General features: G+C 64.3%; 21 protein-coding genes. 7 read left to right on the top strand and 14 right to left on the bottom strand.

Annotated elements, in window-relative coordinates; genetic code table 11:
• Positions 1-135: 135 nt before the first annotated feature.
• The 7 genes from asd to FHS02_RS25780 form a co-directional block, all read right to left on the bottom strand.
• Positions 136-1,263 (bottom strand): aspartate-semialdehyde dehydrogenase, encoded by a 1,128-nt coding sequence (gene asd, locus FHS02_RS25810; RefSeq protein ID WP_137314142.1) that lies wholly within the window; start codon positions 1,261-1,263, stop codon positions 136-138.
• 69 nt (positions 1,264-1,332) lie between these two features.
• Positions 1,333-2,406 carry a 3-isopropylmalate dehydrogenase gene (leuB, locus tag FHS02_RS25805; RefSeq protein WP_137314143.1) on the bottom strand — a complete coding sequence of 358 codons (1,074 nt, stop codon included), beginning with the start codon at positions 2,404-2,406 and terminating at the stop codon, positions 1,333-1,335.
• Positions 2,407-2,426: 20 nt separating this feature from the next.
• Entirely contained in the window at positions 2,427-3,074 is a 648-nt protein-coding gene (gene leuD, locus FHS02_RS25800) for a 3-isopropylmalate dehydratase small subunit (RefSeq protein WP_137314144.1), read from the bottom strand.
• Positions 3,075-3,113: 39 nt separating this feature from the next.
• Complete coding sequence (locus tag FHS02_RS25795; RefSeq protein WP_137314145.1) at positions 3,114-3,236, bottom strand: entericidin A/B family lipoprotein; 123 nt, start codon at positions 3,234-3,236, stop codon at positions 3,114-3,116.
• 72 nt (positions 3,237-3,308) lie between these two features.
• Positions 3,309-4,712: a 3-isopropylmalate dehydratase large subunit gene (gene leuC / locus FHS02_RS25790; protein ID WP_137317447.1), complete on the bottom strand. Its 1,404-nt coding sequence runs from the start codon at positions 4,710-4,712 to the stop codon at positions 3,309-3,311.
• A 302-nt stretch (positions 4,713-5,014) separates the two neighbouring features.
• Complete coding sequence (locus FHS02_RS25785; protein WP_137314146.1) at positions 5,015-6,925, bottom strand: chemotaxis protein CheA; 1,911 nt, start codon at positions 6,923-6,925, stop codon at positions 5,015-5,017.
• Entirely contained in the window at positions 6,925-7,770 is an 846-nt protein-coding gene (locus FHS02_RS25780; RefSeq protein ID WP_137314147.1) for a protein phosphatase CheZ, read from the bottom strand. The genes FHS02_RS25785 and FHS02_RS25780 overlap by 1 nt, the downstream gene beginning before the upstream one ends.
• Positions 7,771-8,111: 341 nt before the next feature.
• Between FHS02_RS25780 and FHS02_RS25775 the strand changes: the two genes are divergently transcribed.
• The 6 genes from FHS02_RS25775 to FHS02_RS25750 all read left to right on the top strand — a co-directional run bounded on the left by FHS02_RS25775 (position 8,112) and on the right by FHS02_RS25750 (position 12,608).
• The gene (locus tag FHS02_RS25775) at positions 8,112-8,579 is read left to right on the top strand and encodes a universal stress protein (protein WP_137314148.1); all 468 of its coding nucleotides are present in this window, start codon (positions 8,112-8,114) and stop codon (positions 8,577-8,579) included.
• Between the two features lie 165 nt (positions 8,580-8,744).
• Positions 8,745-9,389 carry a response regulator gene (locus tag FHS02_RS25770; RefSeq protein WP_137314149.1) on the top strand — a complete coding sequence of 215 codons (645 nt, stop codon included), beginning with the start codon at positions 8,745-8,747 and terminating at the stop codon, positions 9,387-9,389.
• A 493-nt stretch (positions 9,390-9,882) separates the two neighbouring features.
• Positions 9,883-10,686, top strand: a complete 804-nt coding sequence (locus FHS02_RS25765; protein WP_137317448.1) for a Crp/Fnr family transcriptional regulator — start codon at positions 9,883-9,885, stop codon at positions 10,684-10,686.
• Positions 10,687-10,869: 183 nt separating this feature from the next.
• Positions 10,870-11,046 carry a hemin uptake protein HemP gene (gene hemP, locus FHS02_RS25760; RefSeq protein ID WP_229422675.1) on the top strand — a complete coding sequence of 59 codons (177 nt, stop codon included), beginning with the start codon at positions 10,870-10,872 and terminating at the stop codon, positions 11,044-11,046.
• 51 nt (positions 11,047-11,097) lie between these two features.
• Entirely contained in the window at positions 11,098-11,424 is a 327-nt protein-coding gene (locus FHS02_RS25755) for a hypothetical protein (protein WP_137314151.1), read from the top strand.
• Between the two features lie 2 nt (positions 11,425-11,426).
• Positions 11,427-12,608, top strand: a complete 1,182-nt coding sequence (locus FHS02_RS25750; protein WP_137314152.1) for a DUF2325 domain-containing protein — start codon at positions 11,427-11,429, stop codon at positions 12,606-12,608.
• 160 nt (positions 12,609-12,768) lie between these two features.
• Here FHS02_RS25750 and FHS02_RS25745 read toward each other — a convergent pair whose 3' ends face one another.
• From FHS02_RS25745 to FHS02_RS25725, 5 genes are all read right to left on the bottom strand, one after another.
• Complete coding sequence (locus tag FHS02_RS25745) at positions 12,769-14,124, bottom strand: sulfite reductase subunit alpha (RefSeq protein ID WP_137314153.1); 1,356 nt, start codon at positions 14,122-14,124, stop codon at positions 12,769-12,771.
• Between the two features lie 92 nt (positions 14,125-14,216).
• Positions 14,217-15,218, bottom strand: coding sequence for an FAD:protein FMN transferase (locus FHS02_RS25740; protein WP_217496936.1), 1,002 nt, complete (start codon positions 15,216-15,218; stop codon positions 14,217-14,219).
• Positions 15,219-15,229: 11 nt separating this feature from the next.
• A complete protein-coding gene (locus FHS02_RS25735) occupies positions 15,230-16,057 on the bottom strand; it encodes a DUF4198 domain-containing protein (RefSeq protein ID WP_307722201.1) in 828 nt (275 codons plus the stop codon).
• Positions 16,058-16,064: 7 nt separating this feature from the next.
• A complete protein-coding gene (locus FHS02_RS25730; protein ID WP_137314154.1) occupies positions 16,065-16,580 on the bottom strand; it encodes a DUF2271 domain-containing protein in 516 nt (171 codons plus the stop codon).
• A 15-nt stretch (positions 16,581-16,595) separates the two neighbouring features.
• Positions 16,596-17,258: a PepSY-associated TM helix domain-containing protein gene (locus tag FHS02_RS25725; protein ID WP_229422677.1), complete on the bottom strand. Its 663-nt coding sequence runs from the start codon at positions 17,256-17,258 to the stop codon at positions 16,596-16,598.
• A gap of 271 nt (positions 17,259-17,529) precedes the next feature.
• On the opposite strand from FHS02_RS25725, the gene FHS02_RS25720 reads away from it, so the two are divergent.
• Positions 17,530-18,027 carry a pyridoxamine 5'-phosphate oxidase family protein gene (locus FHS02_RS25720; RefSeq protein WP_137314155.1) on the top strand — a complete coding sequence of 166 codons (498 nt, stop codon included), beginning with the start codon at positions 17,530-17,532 and terminating at the stop codon, positions 18,025-18,027.
• 61 nt (positions 18,028-18,088) lie between these two features.
• On the opposite strand, the gene FHS02_RS25715 is transcribed toward FHS02_RS25720, so the two are convergent.
• Together FHS02_RS25715 and FHS02_RS25710 are read right to left on the bottom strand one after the other, a co-directional pair.
• Positions 18,089-18,346 (bottom strand): hypothetical protein, encoded by a 258-nt coding sequence (locus tag FHS02_RS25715; protein WP_137314156.1) that lies wholly within the window; start codon positions 18,344-18,346, stop codon positions 18,089-18,091.
• Positions 18,347-18,391: 45 nt separating this feature from the next.
• Positions 18,392-18,709 carry a KGG domain-containing protein gene (locus FHS02_RS25710; protein ID WP_137314157.1) on the bottom strand — a complete coding sequence of 106 codons (318 nt, stop codon included), beginning with the start codon at positions 18,707-18,709 and terminating at the stop codon, positions 18,392-18,394.
• Positions 18,710-18,809 lie beyond the last annotated feature (100 nt).

Raw genomic sequence — 18,809 nt, 5'->3', positions numbered from 1 at the left:
CTTTTTGATAACAATACGGCGTTCCGATACCGTGCGCACCGGGTTGTTGTTGCGCTGAGACAACTTGCAGATTGCATGTCGGCCCATGAAAAAACCGGGCGCGCGGCCCGGTTTTCATGACGAGAAAGCGGACGCTTACTTGTCCAGCACGATACGCAGCATGCGGCGCAGCGGTTCGGCGGCGCCCCACAGCAGCTGGTCGCCGACGGTGAAGGCCGAGATGTATTCCGGGCCCATCGACAGCTTGCGCACGCGGCCCACCGGGATCGTCAGGCTGCCGGTGACGGCGGCCGGGGTCAGGTCGCGCACCGACGCCTCGCGCGTGTTCGGCACGAACTTCACCCACTGGTTGTCGTTGGCGATGATGTCGTTGATCTCGTCCAGCGGCACGTCCTTGTTCAGCTTGATGGTCAGTGCCTGCGAGTGGCAGCGCATCGCGCCGATGCGCACGCACAGGCCGTCCACCGGAATCTCTTTCGAGCCGAAGCCTTCGCCGCGGCCGAGGATCTTGTTGGTCTCGGCGCCGCCCTTCCACTCTTCCTTCGACTGGCCGTTGTTCAGGTCCTTGTCGATCCACGGGATCAGGTTGCCGGCCAGCGGCACGCCGAACTGCTTGGTTTCTTCCGCGGACAGGCCGTGCTGGGTCGCCAGCACCTGGCGGTCGATTTCCAGGATCGCCGACGCCGGATTGTCCAGCAGCGGTTTCACGGCAGCGTTGATGGTGCCGAACTGGGTCAGCAGTTCGCGCATGTGCTGCGCGCCGCCGCCCGACGCGGCCTGGTACGTCATCGACGTCATCCAGTCGACCAGGTTGGCCTTGAACAGGCCGCCCAGGCCCATCAGCATGCACGACACAGTGCAGTTACCACCGATGAAGTTCTTCACGCCCTTCGTCATCGCATCCTTGATGACGTTCAGGTTGACCGGGTCCAGCACGATGACGGCGTCCTTGTCCATGCGCAGCGTGGATGCCGCGTCGATCCAGTAGCCGTTCCAGCCGGCCGCGCGCAGCTTCGGGAACACCTCGCCGGTATAGTCGCCGCCCTGGCACGAGATGATGATCTCGCAGCGCTTCAGTTCGTCGATATTGGTCGCATCCTTCAGCGTGGTTTCGTTCTTGGCCATCGCCGGCGCCTTGCCGCCCGTGTTCGACGTGGAGAAGAATACCGGCTCGATGTGCTCGAAATCGCCCTCTTCCTGCATGCGCTGCATCAGCACGGAACCGACCATGCCGCGCCAGCCTACCAGACCTACTAATTTCATGTGATTACCCTCGGATGTTTTGGATGTTCTTGTGGAACGCGCCAGCGGCACGTTCCGTGTACACGTTGTTTACTGCGCCAGTGCCTTGACGACGGCGTCGCCCATCTGCTCGGTGCCCACCTTGGTGGTGCCTTCCTCGAAGATGTCGGCGGTGCGCAGGCCCTGCGCCAGCACGGCCTTGACGGCGTTCTCGATGCGGTCGGCCTGTTCGGCCTTGCCCAGCGAGAAGCGCAGCATCATCGCGGCGGACAGGATCGTGGCCAGCGGATTGGCGATGCCCTTGCCGGCGATGTCCGGCGCCGAGCCGTGCGACGGTTCGTACAGGCCCTTGTTGTTCGCGTCCAGCGATGCCGAAGGCAGCATGCCGATCGAACCGGTCAGCATGGCCGCCGCATCGGACAGGATGTCGCCGAACATGTTGCCGGTGACGATCACGTCGAACTTCTTCGGCGCGCGCACCAGTTGCATGGCGGCGTTGTCGACGTACATATGGTCCAGCGCGACGTCCGGATACTCCTTGTGCACGTCGGTGACGATGTCTTTCCAGAACTGGAAGGTTTCCAGCACATTGGCCTTGTCCACGCTGGTCAGGCGCTTGTCGCGCTTTTGCGCGGCCTGGAACGCCACGTGGGCGATGCGGCGGATCTCGCCTTCCGCATAGCGCATCGTGTCGAAGCCTTCGCGCTGGCCCTTGAACGGACCATCCGGGCATTCGCGCACGCCGCGCGGCTGGCCGAAATAGATGTCGCCGGTCAGTTCGCGGATGATCAGGATGTCCAGGCCCGACACCACTTCAGGCTTCAGCGTCGAGGCGCCGGCCAGTTCCGGGTACAGGATCGCCGGGCGCAGGTTGGCGAACAGGCCGAGGTTCTTGCGCAGGCCGAGGATGGCCTGCTCGGGGCGCAGCGGGCGGTCCAGCGTGTCGTACTTCCAGTCGCCGACGGCGCCGAACAGCACGGCATCGGCCGCTTTCGCCAGCGCCAGCGTGGCTTCCGGCAGCGGATGGCCGGATGCTTCGTAGCCGGCGCCGCCGACCGGGGCGGTTTCCAGTTCGAATTGTTCGTCGAGTGCGCCCAGCACCTTGACAGCCTGGGCAACGATCTCGGGGCCGATGCCGTCGCCCGGCAGGATTGCGATTTTCATGTTTGTTTTTCTAACCGTTGTCAGATCGAGTTGGCCAGCCAGGGCTGGCTTGCCAGATGACGCTCCTCGAACGCACGGATGCTGTCGGCATGGCGCAACGTGAGGCCGATGTCGTCGAGGCCGTTCATCAGGCAGTATTTGCGGAAGGCATCGACCTCGAAGGGGTAGGAGATCTTGCCGTCCTGGGAGCGGATGACTTGCTGCTCAAGGTCCACCACCAGGCGGTAGCCGGGGAAGGCCTTGACTTCGTCGAACAGATGATCGATCTGCGCTTCGGATAAGACGACCGGCAGCACGCCGTTCTTGAAGCAGTTGTTGAAGAAGATGTCGGCAAAGCTGGGTGCCAGGATGGCGCGGAAGCCATATTGCTCCAGTGCCCACGGGGCGTGCTCGCGCGACGAGCCGCAGCCGAAGTTCTTGCGCGTCAGCAGGATCGACGCGCCCTGGTAGCGGGGCTGGTTCAGCACGAAATCCGGGTTCACCGGACGCGTGGAGTTATCCATGCCGGGTTCGCCGTGATCCAGGTAGCGCCATTCGTCGAACAGGTTGGGGCCGAAGCCGGTGCGGCGGATCGATTTCAGGAACTGTTTCGGAATGATCGCGTCGGTATCGACGTTCGAGCGGTCGAGCGGGGCGACAAGGCCCTCGTAGATCGTAAATTTGTCCATGCTGCTCTTCTTGGTTGCACGGCACCTGGCCGTGCGGGGTTATTTTCTGCCGGCGCCTTCGACGACCTGGCCGACCTTCTGCACATCCTTGCCGAAGCCGGCAACCGTGTTGCAGCCGGTGAGGACGATGGTGGCGAGGGCGATGGCGAACAGGGTTTTCATGATTCGAGACTCTTCGATAAAGATGGTTCATGGCCCCGGGCGCGCGCTGTGGCGCGACCCGGGAAGTCGAACTCAGCGGATCGCGCGGATGTCGACGAAGTGGCCGGCGATACCGGCGGCGGCGGCCATGGCCGGCGACACCAGGTGGGTGCGCCCGCCCTGGCCTTGCCGGCCTTCGAAATTGCGGTTCGAGGTGGACGCGCAGCGCTCGCCCGGGTCGAGGCGGTCGGCGTTCATCGCCAGGCACATCGAGCAGCCCGGCTCGCGCCACTCGAAACCGGCGGCCTTGAAGATCGTGTCCAGCCCTTCGCGCTCGGCCTGTTCCTTGACAAGGCCGGAGCCCGGCACCACCATGGCCAGCTTCACGTTCGAGGCGCGCTGCTTGCCGCGCACCACGGCGGCGGCGGCGCGCAGGTCCTCGATGCGCGAGTTGGTGCAGGAACCGATGAATACCTTGTCGATGCGGATATCCTCGATCGGCGTGTTCGGCTTCAGGTCCATGTAGACCAGCGCCTTTTCCATCGCCTCGCGCTTGACCGTGTCCTTTTCCTGGTCGGGATCGGGCACGCGGCCATCGACCGGCACCACCATCTCGGGCGAGGTGCCCCAGGTGACCTGCGGCTTGATCTCGGCGGCGTCGAGGGTGACGACCATGTCGAACCTGGCGCCCGGCTCGGTGCGCAGCGTGCGCCAGTACTCGACGGCGCGTTCCCAGTGCGGGCCCGCGGGCGCGAACGGGCGGCCCTTCACGTAATTGATCGTGGTGTCGTCGACGCCGACCATGCCGGCGCGCGCGCCCGCTTCGATCGCCATGTTACAGACCGTCATGCGGCCTTCCATCGACAGCGCGCGGATCGCCGAGCCGCCGAACTCGATCGCATAGCCGGTACCGCCGGCGGTACCGATCTTGCCGATGATGGCCAGCACGATATCCTTCGCGGTCACGCCGGGCAGCAGCTCGCCGTCGACCTGCACCAGCATCGACTTGGACTTTTTCGCCAGCAATGTCTGCGTGGCCAGCACGTGCTCGACTTCGGAGGTGCCGATGCCGTGCGCCAGCGCGCCGAAGGCGCCGTGGGTGGACGTGTGCGAATCGCCGCAGACCACCGTCATGCCGGGCAGCGTGGCGCCCTGCTCCGGGCCGATCACGTGGACGATGCCCTGGCGCTTGTCGTTCATGTTGAAGTACGTGACACCGTACTCCTTGGTATTGTTGTCCAGCGTTTCAACCTGCAGGCGTGAAACGGGATCCTCGATACCGTGCGAGCGGTCGGTGGTGGGCACGTTGTGGTCGGCCACCGCCAGGTTGGCGGACAGGCGCCACAGGTTGCGGTTGGCGGCGCGCAGGCCGTCGAAGGCCTGCGGGCTGGTGACTTCATGCACGAGGTGGCGGTCGATGTACAGGATGGCGGTGCCGTCTTCCTCCGTGCGCACCACATGCGATTCCCAGAGTTTGTCGTAAAGCGTCTTCATAATGCTGCTTGCTGCCTGTGTGTAGAAAGTTCCATTTTGATTATGCCACAGTTTGTGCGCTGCAAAACAAGCCGACTTTCCGCCTCGTGGGCCGCTGTCCCTTGCATTTCCCTGCTGCGCGCCTAGGGCGCCGGTGTTGCGAAAACGGTGCTGCAAAACGGCGATCCAGCGAGTTGGCGGACCCCATCTTTTAGAAATATTTCCTGAAACCGGGGTCTGACCCCGGATACAGGCAATATTTTAGTCGTAAAAAAAGCCTGCGATGCGGTCGCAGGCTTTTTCAGGTGACTTGCTTGGCGAACTTGTTATGCTGCCATGCGCACGCTGCTCCTGCAACCATCCATCAGGAACGATAGGCCGACGACAAGCACCAGCTCGCCTTCGGCCGAGCGCGCGGTACCGGTGACGCCTTCCACGGTCAGCGCCGTCATCGGCTTGATCACCAGGTCGGCGGTGCCGTCGACGGCACCCACGGCCAGGATGTACGGCTGCGGCGCGTTGATGACGATGCCGACGCGTTCGGCGGACAGTTCGTAGCCCAGCGCGTTGGCCAGCGAACGCACCGGCAACGGCCTGCCCTGGTCCTTCATCACCGGCGCACCGCCCACTTCGTTGAAGGTTTCCGGCAGTTCCACCACGCGCTCGACGACGGCCATCGGCAGCGCCAGCAGCGCGCCGGAGGTCGACACCAGCATCGTCGGCACGATCGACAGCTCGATCGGCAGGCGGATGGCGAACTTGGTGCCCTTGCCCAGCGCGGATTCGATATGGATCGCGCCGCGGTTCTTTTCCACCGCGGTCTTCACCACGTCCATGCCCACGCCGCGGCCGGAAACCGACGAAGCCACTTCCTTGGTCGAGAAGCCCGGCAGGAAGACCAGCTGGTACGACTCTTCGTCGGTCATGTTGGCGGTCGGCGAGATCAGTCCCTTCTCGCCAGCCTTGCGGCGCAGCGCGATCGGGTCCATGCCCTTGCCGTCGTCCTGCAGCACGATCATCACGCTGTTGGCTTCCTGCCACGCTTTCAGCAGGATGGTGGCTTTCGGGTTCTTGCCGGCGGCCACGCGGGCATCCGGACCTTCGACGCCGTGGTCGAGCGCATTGCGCAGCATGTGCACCAGCGGGTCGTACAGGCTGTCGACGACGACGCGGTCCACTTCCGTTTCCGCACCCTCGATGACCAGTTCGACTTCCTTGCCCAGGTCCTTGGCCAGTTCGCGCACCAGGCGCGGGAACTTCTGGAACAGGCGGCCGACCGGCTGCATGCGGGTCGCCAGCGTGGCGCGCTGCAGTTCCGTGGAGTAGCGCGATGCGCGCTCCAGCGTTTCGGTCAGCGCCGACATCAGCGTGGCGGCCTGCCCTTCGAACTTGAACTGCTGCAGGCGCTCGAGCAGCACGGCGGCCTGGTTGGCTGCCTGCACGGATTCGCCGGCCACTTCCAGCAATGCGTCCAGCTTGACCGCGTCGATACGGATGCTTTCTTCCTTCGCCGGCGCGGCGTGGGCCGGCTTGGCCTCATCGCGGCGCTCGACACCGTCCCATTTCTTCGCGGGAAGGGCGTCGCTTGCCGGCGCGGCGGCGGCAGGCGCTTCTACGGCCGGCGCGGCAGCGGCGGGCGCTGCAGGCGTCGCGGCCATCGCGGGGGCGGCGGCAGGTGCGCTGGCGGGACGGCTGTACGTACCGGACGGTACGACCGCTTCGTACATCGCTTCCCAGTCGAGGCCGTCCGCCGACGGCGCGCGTGCCGCGGCAGGTGCCGGCGCTGCCGGGACAGGTGCCGGTGCCGGCGCGGGGGCCGGTGCGGCTTTCGCTGCCGGCTTGGCCGAGCTTTCCTTGCCTTCGATGGCCTGGTTCAGGATCGCTTCCAGGTCGGCCGGCATCGGCCCCATGCTGTCCGGCGCGGCGCCGTTGTTCAGTTCCGCCAATTGATCGGCCACGAAGCCCGATGCCTGCAGCGCCGCCTCGATCGACAGCGGCGTGACGGGCGCGGCGCCGGTGCGCAGCGCGTCGAACAGGTTTTCCGTCAGGTGACAGGCGGACACCAGCGCGCCGAGGTTCATGAAGCCCGCGCCACCCTTGATGGTGTGGAACGAGCGGAACACCGCGTTCAGCGTTTCCTTGTTGTCGGGATCGCGCTCGAGGCGCAGCAAGTGCTCCTCGACGTTGACCGCCAGGTCCATCGCCTCGACGACGAACTCTTTCAGCATATCGTCCATCAGAACCCCAGGTCGGCAAGCAGGTCGTCCACGTTGTCCTGGTTCAGCGCCACGGACGGGGCCGATGGGCCACTCATCAGCGACACTTCCAGAGCCTCTTTCTGCGCGATCAGCTCGCGCTTGTCGGGTGGAGCATTATCTTTCAGCAACTGTGCCAGTTCCTGCTCGACCGTCTTGGTAATGATCACGACCTTCTTGATCAGCTGGCCAGTAATGTCCTGGAAATCCTGTGCCATCATGATTTCCAGCAGGCGCGCCTTCTCGGCTTCCGTGGCTTCCGACACGGCTTGCGCGAACGCGCGCGAGTCGCCGGCCAGCGTCTTGAATTCTTCGATGCTGAGCTTGCCTGCGAACAGCGCGGCCCAGCGGTCTTCCATTTCCTTCGACTTCTTCGACAGGACGTCCTGTGCAGGCATGCCGTCGTCCAGCGTGTTCAGCACCTTGTTGGCGGCCTGCTCGGTCAGCGATGCCACGTATTCCAGGCGGTCCTGCGCGTCCACGATCTGGCTCGAGGCTTCCGTCAGCGCCTTGTCGTAGCCCAGTTCGCGCAGCGAGTCGTGCAACAGGCGAACGATGCCGCCCAGGCGCTCGAACATCGTGCCGTCCTGTGCTCCATCCTCGGCAGTCGGCGCATCGGCAACCTGTGCGGCGGCCGACGCGGCGGCAGCGACAGGCACCTCGGTACGGGTCGAGGCGATTTCGTCGAACAGACTTTCCAGGTCGTCTTCGGCAGCCGCTGCGGCCGGCGCGGGCGCAGGCGCCGGTGCCGGTGCCGGGGTGGCGTTGGCACGCTGCGCGGACACTTCCTCGAATAATGCGTCGAAATCATCAGCGGCGTCGGTCATATCCCTGCTTCTCCATATTCAAAAAATGCTTTCGTATCAACTACCTGGGTGTCTTAAGTGATGACACACGGCAATATTAACGCACTTCCGCGAGTGTAGCAGGGGGCTGTCCGCTTGTTCAATGTCGGGCCCTTCATTCCCGTGCGGGAATAAGAAAAGATAGCCTTTCTGTTGTATTTGGGTCGCGCAGCAGGATACGGTGTTTGTCATATACAAACATGGAATCGACGACAACCTTGCGCCAGACTCATCCCTCCCTTGAGGAAGATCAAGTCTTTACATCCAGACAAGAGGGCAATTCAAGACTACAATGCGGGAGCGCCTGCATTCAAGGAGGGGATATGTACCGGAAAATTCTGATTACCACCGATGGTTCCGCCGTGTCCCGGATGACCGCCTGCGCCGGTGTCTCGTTCGCCCAGCAACTTGGCGCGGAAGTGCTGGCCCTGTTCGTCGCGCCCGAATACCAGTACCCGATTTATGTCGAGATCATCCCGCCCAGCTATCCCAGCGAGGACGAATACCGGGCAGCGATGGGACGCGCCGGCCGCGATCACGTGCAATCGATCGTCGCATCGTGCGACAAGAAAGGCGTGCGATGCGAAAGCATGACGGCATTCTCGGAAAGCGCGGCGCTGAAGATCGTTGAAATCGCCGAACAAAAAGGGTGCGACCTGATATTCATCGGTTCCCATGGCCGCAGCGGCTGGGGCCAGCTCTTGCTGGGCAGCGTCACCAACAAGGTATTGTCGCACTCGAAGATTCCGGTGCTGGTACACCGGCTGCTGAAAGAGCCGCTGCCTGAATAGGTCTTGCAGCACTGCCGTCGCCGTACTCGATTCTTCGCCCCTGATGCCTTTGCCCCCGATGCCTTTGCCCCCGTATCGCATGCCGCATCTTATGCTTTCGCACGGCTTCGTGCGGCGGCGTGCCATCGGGCTGACCAGCAACACCGGAGTATTACCCAACCATCCATGATCAGAATAGTCATCGCAGACGACCACACCATCATGCGCGAGGGCCTCAAGCGCATTCTCGACGGCGCCCCCGACATCGACATCGTCGGCGAAGCCGTCGATGGGTTCGAGGTGCTGCGCCACGTGCGCCAGGGCGGCTTCGACCTGTTGCTGCTCGACCTGTCGATGCCAGGCCGCAGCGGCGTCGACCTGATTCGCCAGATCCGCAGCGAAGCCCCCAAGCTGAACGTGCTGATCCTCACCATGCACGAAGAAGAACAGTACGCCGTGCGTGCCATTCGCGCCGGCGCACAGGGTTACCTGACAAAGGAAAGCGCCGGCACCCAGCTGGTGGGCGCGATTCGCAAGGTGGCATCCGGCCGGCCTTATATCAGTACCGAGGTTGCCGAGCAGCTGGCCCTCAATATCATGATGCCGAACGAAAGCCTGTTGCATAAACAGTTGTCGGACCGGGAATTCGAGGTGTTTTCGCTACTCGTTTCCGGCAAGTCGATCACTGAAATCGCCAATAGCCTGCACCTGTCGGTAAAAACCGTCAGTACCCATAAAACCCGGATCATGCAGAAAATGGGGATGAACTCATTGTCTGAAATGGTTCAATACGCGGTTGCGCACAAGCTGCTGTCCCCGTTTAAATCCTGACCTGTCCCGCACCTCTTCGGGGGCCCCTCCCCGCTCTGAGGCATGATATTGATCAGTAGGATTATTCCTACACGCCTGCGCCGACTCCTACGGGCATATTCAGCGCATACCGATATCCTTCTCCCCCCCTCGTTGGCATACTGAAACCATTCAAAGCGAGTTGCCGTACATCCACTCCGGTAGATGGCAACTGCCAAAAAATAACCAGCAGTTTCAAAGCCAGTACTGGTTTCAAACCAGCGAAACCAGTACCAACCAGCTCAAAACCAGCTCAGAACCCGCTCAAAACCAGCTGCGAAATTGGCTTCAGAACTAGCTCGAAAATTAGCTCCAAAACTAGCTCCAAAACTAGCGCCAGACAAGTTTCAGCCACGCCGCATATAAATCTGCGTTTTTAATCCGAAATTACATGACCTGAAATCAGGAGATCAGCATGCTCCCTACGCAAATGTCCGAAGCCCGAGTCGCCGCCCCGGCCGCCCAAACGTCCGCCATGGAAGCGGGTCGCCAGCGCCAGGGTCGCCTCTGGTCGAACCTGAAGGAAGTGTGCGACCTCCTGCACATCCCGGCGGCCTGTTCCGTCAACGCCGAGGAACTGCTGTTCCAGCACGTGCAGTTCAAGACCGGCCAGCGCATCCACACGATCGGCCAGCCGTTCGACACACTGTACATCGTTAATTCCGGTTTCCTGAAAACCGTGCTGATCGACGAATTCGGCAACGAGCAGGTGCTGAGTTTCCCGATGAAGGGCGACATGCTGGGCGTGGACGGCATCCATAGCCGCCACTACTCGTCCGAAGCGGTAGCCTTGTCCGACTGTGACCTGATCCTGCTGCCGTTCAAGAAGCTGACGGCATTGGGCCGCGTGCACGTGGAACTGGAACACATGATGTATGGCGTGATGAGCCGCGAACTGGTGCGGGAACAGGCAATGATCGGCATGCTCGGCGCGCTGAGTGCCGAAGCCCGCGTCGCGCGCTTCCTCGTGTCGCTGGCCGACCGTTTCGCGCAGATGGGTTATTCGAGCAAGCTGTTCAACCTGCGGATGACGCGCCATGAAATCGGCAGCTACCTGGGGTTGACGCTGGAAACGGTCAGCCGCACGCTGTCCGCTTTCAACGAAATCGGCCTGATCACTGTCGATCAGCGCACCATCGGCATCAAGGATCCGGACGCCCTGAAAACCCTGCGTCGCCTGCCGCCGTCCCGCTCGCGAAGCAAAGCGACTGCCAACCGGGCCAAGGCCGCCGCCGAAGCCGCGGCCACACCGCCGGTGCAACTGGTGGCCGCCGTCTGACCTGACGGCCGATCCTTACCTCACCCAGCTTGGGCCCGCTTCGGCGGGCCTTTTTTTATGCGCCGGGCGCGCGGCGGCGAGAGCTTGATTTTCTTGCACGCATCCGCCAAAAAACGCTTGCATTTCCTGCAGGGGTGCCCAATAATGCAAATGCGAATCATTCTTATTTAAGGCCAAATGACCATGCAGACCCAAGCCAACCAAACGAAGCCGGCGCCTGCTGCCCGGCAGCCCGTTCCCGTGCGCCGCCTGACCACCGCGGGCTTGATGCAAGACCAGCGCGAAGTCGAGATCGAACACGCGGGCCGCATTTACCGCCTGCGCATCACCCAGCTGAACAAACTGATCCTGACTGCCTGAACCAGTCTTCCAGCCAGCCGCCGCCAGCTGATCGCTTCCGAGGAGAGTACGATGGCTATCGACCATACCGACCCGATCTACCTGGCACCCGTCAACGGCGGACAGCAGCCGGAACTGATGCTGTCCGCCGTGCTGCACCTGATGTCGCATTACACGGCTGATGGCAAGGGCTGCGTGAAACTCGCTTCCGTCATCGAACGCCACCTGAAGGCGCTGGCCGGGCTGCCGGGCCTGTCCCCCGTGCTCGCTGCGACCTGCCAGCAATTGTCCGAACAATGGGCCGTCGTCGTCGAGCGCTCGCTGCCGCCGCCAAAAAAGGATGACGGCTTCCTTGCGCGGCTGATGACCAGGGGCCGCAACGCGCCGCAGGTGGTCTGACGATGTGCGACAAGCATGCCACCACGCCGCAGCAGGAAGCGCAAACGTCGCGCCGCCGCCGCATCTGGGAACTGGGCCACACCTGCCATTGCCCGCTGGTCGGCGTCGCGATGCCGATCGGCACCTTGCGCAAACTGGTCGGCAAGGTCACTGGCGGCACGGTACTGGCCGACGACTACGAGATCCACGTGGGTGCGGTCAGCGAATGCGGCACGCGCAACCGCCTGTCCGAGGTATTGCAAAAGGAACTGGAACGCCGCTACGCGCCAGTGATCCAGCGCTTCCGCGCTGCCCGCACGACGGAGGCGGTAGGCGAACTGTGGCAGGCCGCCGTGGCCGGTGGCGACGTTGCCGGCGCGTTCTGGGCCGGCCTGACACATCCCCGCTGCGCACCGGAGCTGGAAGAACGCATGTGCCGCGACCTGCACATGATCCAGCACCAGGCCGGCGCCTGCGCCCGCGCCGACATCCACCGTTTCAACGCCGTCGTGGAAGAAAACGGCCAGCTGGCGCGCGAACTGGCCCGGCTGCAGCAACGCAGCGCCGCCATGCAGCTCGAGCGCACCGCCGAACAGGAACGCGATGCAAGCGCGCTGATGCAACTGCGCGCCCAGCTGGTCAGCCGTGACAGCATGATCGACGGGTTGCGCCAGGAACTGGAACAGTTGCGTGAAGCGATCCCGGATCTGCCTTCGCGCGAGCGGCTGGCGCAGCGGCTGGAACAAAGCGACGAGCGCGAGCGGCAACTGCGCGAACAGGTCGCAGAGCTGCGCCGCGAACTCGCGCAGGCACAGGTGCAGTCGCCGATGCAGCCGCCGCTACGTGCCGAGGAACCCGCTCCGCCGGCACCCGTGGAGCATGTCATCCGCATGCCGGTCCGGCTGTCCGAACGCAGCATCCTGTGCGTCGGCGGACGCAGCGGCAACGTGGCGTCCTACCGGACGCTGATCGAACGCGCCGGCGCCCAGTTCGCCCACCACGATGGCGGCCTCGAAGACAATGCCGGCAAGCTCGAAGCGAGCCTCGCCGCTGCCGACCTGGTGATTTGCCAGACCGGCTGCATCAGCCACAGCGCCTACTGGCGCGTGAAGGACTTCTGCAAGCGCACCGGCAAGCGCTGCGTGTTCATCGACAACCCCAGCATCTCCAGCCTGCAACGCGGTCTCGAAGAACTGGCACCCTGAGTACCTCTCATCCGCACCGTGCGGATTTTCCCCAGCCCCGCCTTGCGCGGGGTTTTTTTATTTCCTGGAATTGGGGTCTGACCCCGGTATGGGGAAACGTTGCCGGTCAGTACACGTCGTGGAATTGGGGTCTGACCCCGGTATGGGGAAACTTTGCCGGTCAGTACACGTCGCGCCGATAGCGCCCCGCCGCGGCCAGCGCATCGACGGCATCGTCGCCGAGGATGCCGCGCAGTGCACGGTCGACGCCGCCGGCCATGCCTTCCAGGCTGCCGCAGACGTAGATGGCGGCGCCGTCGGCGATCCATGCGCGCAGCGCATCGGCGGCGGGCAACAGCAGGTCCTGCACATAGATGCGCCCCGCCTCGTCGCGCGAGAATGCGAGGTCGAGCCGCGCCAGCATGCCCTGCTCCTGCCAGGCCGCCAGTTCGTCGCCGTAATGCAGGTCGTGGGCACGCTGGCGTTCGCCGAACAGCAGCCAGTTGCGGCCCTGCCCCGCTGCCACGCGTGCGCGCAGGTGGCCGCGCAGGCCGGCGATGCCGCTGCCGTTGCCGATCAGGATCAGCGGCCGGGCGGCATTGTCTTCCAGCCGGAAGCGGCGGTGCGGCCGCAAGCGCAGTGGGATCAGCGCGCCCTCGTCCGCCTCCTGGCAAAGCCAGCCGGAGGCGATCCCGGTGCTGCCGTCGTCGTGCCGGTGCAGGCGCACCAGCAGGTGGACGCGGCCGTCCTCCGGCACCGAGGCAATCGAATACTCGCGTGGCCGGTCCGGCTGTGCCGGCGGCACCACCTGCACCAGGTCGCCCGACTGCCAGGCCGGCAGCGCGCCCGCCGCGGGTGCCAGTTCGAGGTGGTGTATCGGCGCTCCGGCACTGCCGGGGTTCATCAACCGCCGCCGCACCAGCCGCCAGGGCGTGAACGCCGGTGCCGCCCAATCCGGCGCATCGCTCGTGCCGGCCAGGTGGGACAGGTGCCGGCGCCAGGGCGCCAGGTCCGCGGACGCGCCCCGGTCCACCTCCACGCACGGGAACAGCGGCTGGGCGCCCTGCGCCGCCAGCCAGCCGTCGAGTGCCCGGCCGAAGCCGCAAAAATGCGCATAGCTGCTGTCGCCCAGCGCCAGCACGCCGTAGTGCAGGTGCGGCAGCGGCAGCGAACGCGTCATCAGCTTGCCGGCAAACGCGGCGCCGCCATCGGGGGCATCGCCTTCACCGTAAGTACTGGCAATGAACAGCGCGCGCTCCGCGCCTTGCAGCGCCGCGGCGGAAACATCGCCAAGTTCCATTACGCGCACATCGATGCCGGCCAGCCGCAGCATGGCCGCGGTCTGCTGCGCGAGTTCCTCGCCAAGGCCCGTCTGGCTCGCATAGGCAACGATCCAGCCGGAAGCATCGCCGGCCCTGCCGCCGGCGGCGGCGCGCTTGCGACGCATGCGCAGCCATGGCAGGAAACAGGTGACGCCATAGGCGGCGAAGCAGGCGGCGGTCAGCGCCAGCCGGGTCGTGTCGTTCGTCAGTATCATGCTCACCGCATCGTGCTCATTTCGTCATGCTCGTATCGTCATGCTCATGTCGTCATGCCCGGGTAGGCATACCGGATCTTCATACTCCATGTTCATGCGAGATCGAGCATCGCCCGCATGTGCGAGCTCAGGTGTTCAACCGGGCCGGCGGCAGTGCGCACCACGAAACGGGCCGCAATGCCGCGGCGTTCCGCCAGCGCCAGGCCATCCACCGGCCCCAGCACGGTCAGCGCGGTCGACCACGCGTCGCAGGCCATGCAACTGGCGTCGACCACCGTCACGGAAGCGATGCCGTTGTCGATCGGCGTGCCGGTGCGCGGGTCGATCGTGTGCGCATGCCGCCGGCCATCGTGTAAAAAGAAACGGCGGTAATCGCCGGACGTGGCCACCGCCAGCCCGTGCAGCGCGGCGACGATGCCGTTGTCGCCCGGGCTGGCATCGTCCACGTTTTCCAGCGCCACCCACCAGGGCTGGCCGTCCGGCTTCAGGCCGGCGCCGCGCAGTTCGCCGCCCACTTCGACCAGGTAGTTGCAGATGCCCTGCCCGTCCAGCCAGCGGGCCAGGCAATCCACACCGTACCCCTTGGCGACGGCCGACAGGTCGAGCTGCACGCCACCCGGCTGCAGCGCGCTGCGGCTGACGGGATCGAGCCGCACGCGGGCGGCCGGCAGCACGGCCCGTGCCTGTTCCGGCGCCGGGGCCGTAAAGCCGGGCTCATCGTAACGGTTGACGGGGCCGAAGCCCCACAGGTTGACCAGCGCCCCGGCGCATGGGTCGCAGGCGCCGCCGCTGTCGCGGCAGACGTCCAGCGCATACGCCAGGACCTGGAAGAACGGCGGTGGCAGCACCTGCCAGGTGCCGGCCGGCGCGCGGTTGAAGCGTCCCAGGTCGGAGCCGGGGTCCCAGTGGCTCATCTGCGCCACCACCTCGTCCAGCCGTTCCTGCAGGCCGCTTTCCAGGTCCGGCGCGCCGGCCGGCTGGGCCACGCGCGCCGACCAGCTGGTACCCATGCTGAGGCCGCGGTACTCGCGGACCTCGGCGCCGGCGGGCGGTGGCTCGGGCGAGATCGCGTGCGGCAGCAACGTTCGACGCAATCCCGGGCCCATTACTCGGGCAGCACTTCCACCGTGCCCGAATACGTCACGCGGCGGGCCGGCGGCTGCTGTTGCCCGCCCTGCGCGCCTTGTGCCTGCGGTGCCGGCCAGCTTGCCGTCGCCACGTACATGCCCGCGGCCGGGATCGTAAACGTGATCTCGCCCTTGGCATCGGTGCTGAAGCGCACTTCGTTCAGCGTGCCGCGGTAGCGCACGCCGCCCGGAATCAGGCTGAACGGCAGGTTCGCGGCGGGCTTGCCGTCGAGCAGGAAGCGCCACGTGGCCTTCTCGCCGGCGCGCAGTTCGGTCGGGTTCGTCACCGGCACCAGTTCCAGGCCGCTGCCGGTCGGCTTCAGCACGGCGTCGCTGGGCTCGTTGGCCGTCACGAACGTCTCGATGCGGCTGCTGGTGCGCGTCACTTTCAGCTCCTGCGCATCGGCCGGCACTTCCTTGGACAGGTTCGCTTCCAGGCCGCGCCAGCGCTTCATTTCACCGTTGACCTTGTAGCTGGCGAACACGTTCTGGCTTACCAGTGCGATCTTGTAGGTGCCGTTCTTCGCCATCTTCACGTCGAACGAGTTGCGCAGCTTGCCGCTGGCCACGTTCTGCGGCTCCAGCGTGGCGCCGTCCGGTCCGATGATCGTCAGGCCATCCAGTTTCAGCGGCACGTGGTCGATGTCGAACAAGCCCTCCGAGATGGCGGCATCGACCGTCACCCACGCTTCCCGGTCGTTCTCGACGAACGTCGACGACGGCAGCACCCACGGCTTGTGCGCCTGGGCGCTGAACGCGACGCCGGCCAGTGCCAGCGCGATTACGGTTTTTTGAATACGCATCATGTTCTCCTTATGGCTTGACCTGAACGACGACATTGCCCAGCTCTTCCTTGCCTTGTGCCGCGAACTCCTTGGCGCCCTTCGGCGGCCATGCCACCGGTACCTTCACCAGCTCGCGGCCGCCCGCTTCGCGCGACGCTTCGACCACGACCGTGTAGTTACCGGCCGGCAGCTTGCCCAGCGCATCTTTCGCGGCCGGGAACGTCAGCGTGTGCTCGCCCGGCGCACGGGTCGCGCCCGACACCCCGTCGACCGGCATCGCCAGGTCGCGGCCCGTCTTGCGCCACCACTGGCGCATGTCCTTCAGCCACTTCTCGCCGGCCTTGTCCTTTTTCTTCACGTCATACAGCACCGCCAGGTTCGTCACCACCTTCTGGTCGGCGTTTTCCAGCCACGCGGCGATGTAAGGCTTGTGGTACTCGGCCACGTTCAACTGTGGAATGTCGATTTTCAGGGCCAGGTCGGCCGCCATCGCCTGCGCGCCGGCCAGCGGAATGGCCAGCGCGATGGAGTAGCGTAATTTCATGGTATGCCTTTTTTATTAATGGATGAACAACAGAGCAATAACGATCGGAATCAGCATTCCCAGCCCGATCACCGGCCAGGTCGACGGCCGGTTGGCCGCGTGGAATTTCAGGATCAGGAATCCGGTAATGCAAAAGACCAGGCACACCACGGCAAAGATGTCGATGAACCAGTTCCACGCCGTGCCCGTGTTGCGGCCCTTGTGCACGTCGTTCAGCCACGAGATCCAGCCGCGGTCGGTATTCTCGAATTCGGCGGCGCCATCGTCGAAGCCGATGCGCACCCAGGCATCGCCGCCGGCTTTCGGCATCGGCAGGTAGACTTCATCGACGGACCATTCGGCCTCGCGCCCCCCAGCCTTGACCGCCCACGTATCGAGCAGCCAGCGTTCGGCGGCCTCCGGCAGCGGCGCCTTCTCGCCGTCACGCTCTTGGCCGAGCGCCTTCAGTTGCGCCAGCAGCGGCGCCGGTGCCTCGGCCTGCTTGCGTACGACGGTCGGCTTGGCTTCGATCTGTGCCGCGTGATTCAGCGTAATGCCGGTAATACTGAACAGGAACATGCCGAGCAGGCACAGCGCGGAAGAGATCCAGTGCCACTGGTGCAGCTGCTTCAGCCACACGGCCCGGCCGGCGTTCTTCGCGGTGGCCTGCAGCGCTGCCTCCTGCGCTGATTCTTGCACTGATTCTTGCGCTGGTTTCTGCCCCGGTTCCTGGCCTTTTTCCCGCGGTTCAACGTTGTTGCTCACTTTTCCCCGCTGACGTTTCTGCGTTAATGTGCTTGTAGTAATCAGTAGATGATAATGATTATCATTTGAAGCGTCAACCAAAGGTCATCCGGCTGTTACAAACGAAACAAATCTCCCGATGCCCTGATGTACGGCAGCGAACAGAGGCCGCCTGCGCTGCGGTCTATGCTGTTGACTTGTTCAGGACAATCTTGAAAGGAGCACCATGACCACGTTCACCACCGAAGAATTGCACGAATTGCGCGACCGTATCAAGGATGTGAAGTTCGGCATGTTTACCACGCAGGATGCCGGCGGCTCGCTGAGCAGCAGGCCGCTGACGCTCCAGCAGCTCGACGATGCGGGCAAGCTGTGGTTCTTTGTCTCGGACCAGGAATCGTTCACGCACGAATTGCTGGACAACCCGTCGGTCAACGTGTCGTTCGCCGATGTCGACGATCACCTGTACGTGTCGGTATCGGGCCGTGCCGCACTGCTGCGCGATCGCGCCAAGGCGGAAGAACTGTGGAACCCGGCGGTCAAGGCGTGGTTCCCGCAGGGACTGGACGACCCGCACCTGGCGCTGCTGCGGGTCGACGTGCAGGCGGCCGAATACTGGGATACCGCCAACAGCAAGATGGTCACGCTGTTCGCGATGGCCAAGGCGGCCATTACCGGCAAGCCGCCGACCAACGTGGGCGAGCACCGTCACCTGGGGCATTGATGCTGGGACATTGACGCGCCGGCAGGTCAAACAAAAACCCCGGCTCGTGGCCGGGGTGTCGTCATACACCGGAACTGGCTTCCGGCCCAGGGGCACCGCCTTCGGTGCCCGGGGGCTCTCCGCCCTGGCGGGACGAATGGTCGCCGCTTTGGCGTGAACCCTGGTCCGCCGATTGGCGGTTGCCGGGGATAGGCTTGTCCAGGCGGCGTACTTCCGTCTCGGGCAGGTCGACATTGCCGATGCCCGGATGTTCCGTATCTACCAGAACGAACGTATCTTCACTATTGTTGTTCTTGCGGGAGTTGTCGGGTGGAGTCATGCAATATCTCCTGAGCCCTGTGGTTACCCTGCTGTTGCGGTGGAATCAACCCTGGCGGTTTTCGCCGCGGTTGTCTGACTGGCCGGCCTGGTTGCCCTGGTCGCTGTCGGTGTTGCTGGCGGCGCGCGAAGCGCTCTGGCGGTTGCCGTTCTTGTGGCTCATTGCGCCGGCGCGGCGAGCCTCTTCCGAGGTGAACTCGTGCGCGGTACCCTTGGCATGCGCTGCGCGGCCACCTTCGGACGCGATCTCACGCTGCCGCTGCGGATCCATCGATGCGAAGCCGCGGTTGCGCGTGGTGCTCTGCTTGTTTCCTTGTGCTTCGCCTTGTCGATTGCTCCGATTGTTACCCTGATTTGAAGCCATGGTGGTCTCTCCTGAAGTGACGCATTGGGGGAACGCTGACGTGGGTGCAGTGAGGAGGGATCCCGGTGCCCGAGCGGGATACCGACCAGCGACGATCTTT

Source organism: Pseudoduganella umbonata, assembly GCF_014192225.1.
Classification (GTDB): Bacteria; Pseudomonadota; Gammaproteobacteria; order Burkholderiales; family Burkholderiaceae_D; genus Rugamonas; species Rugamonas umbonata.
The sequence above is the reverse complement of the archived record's forward strand: the minus strand, read 5'-3'. Positions and strand labels throughout refer to the sequence as shown.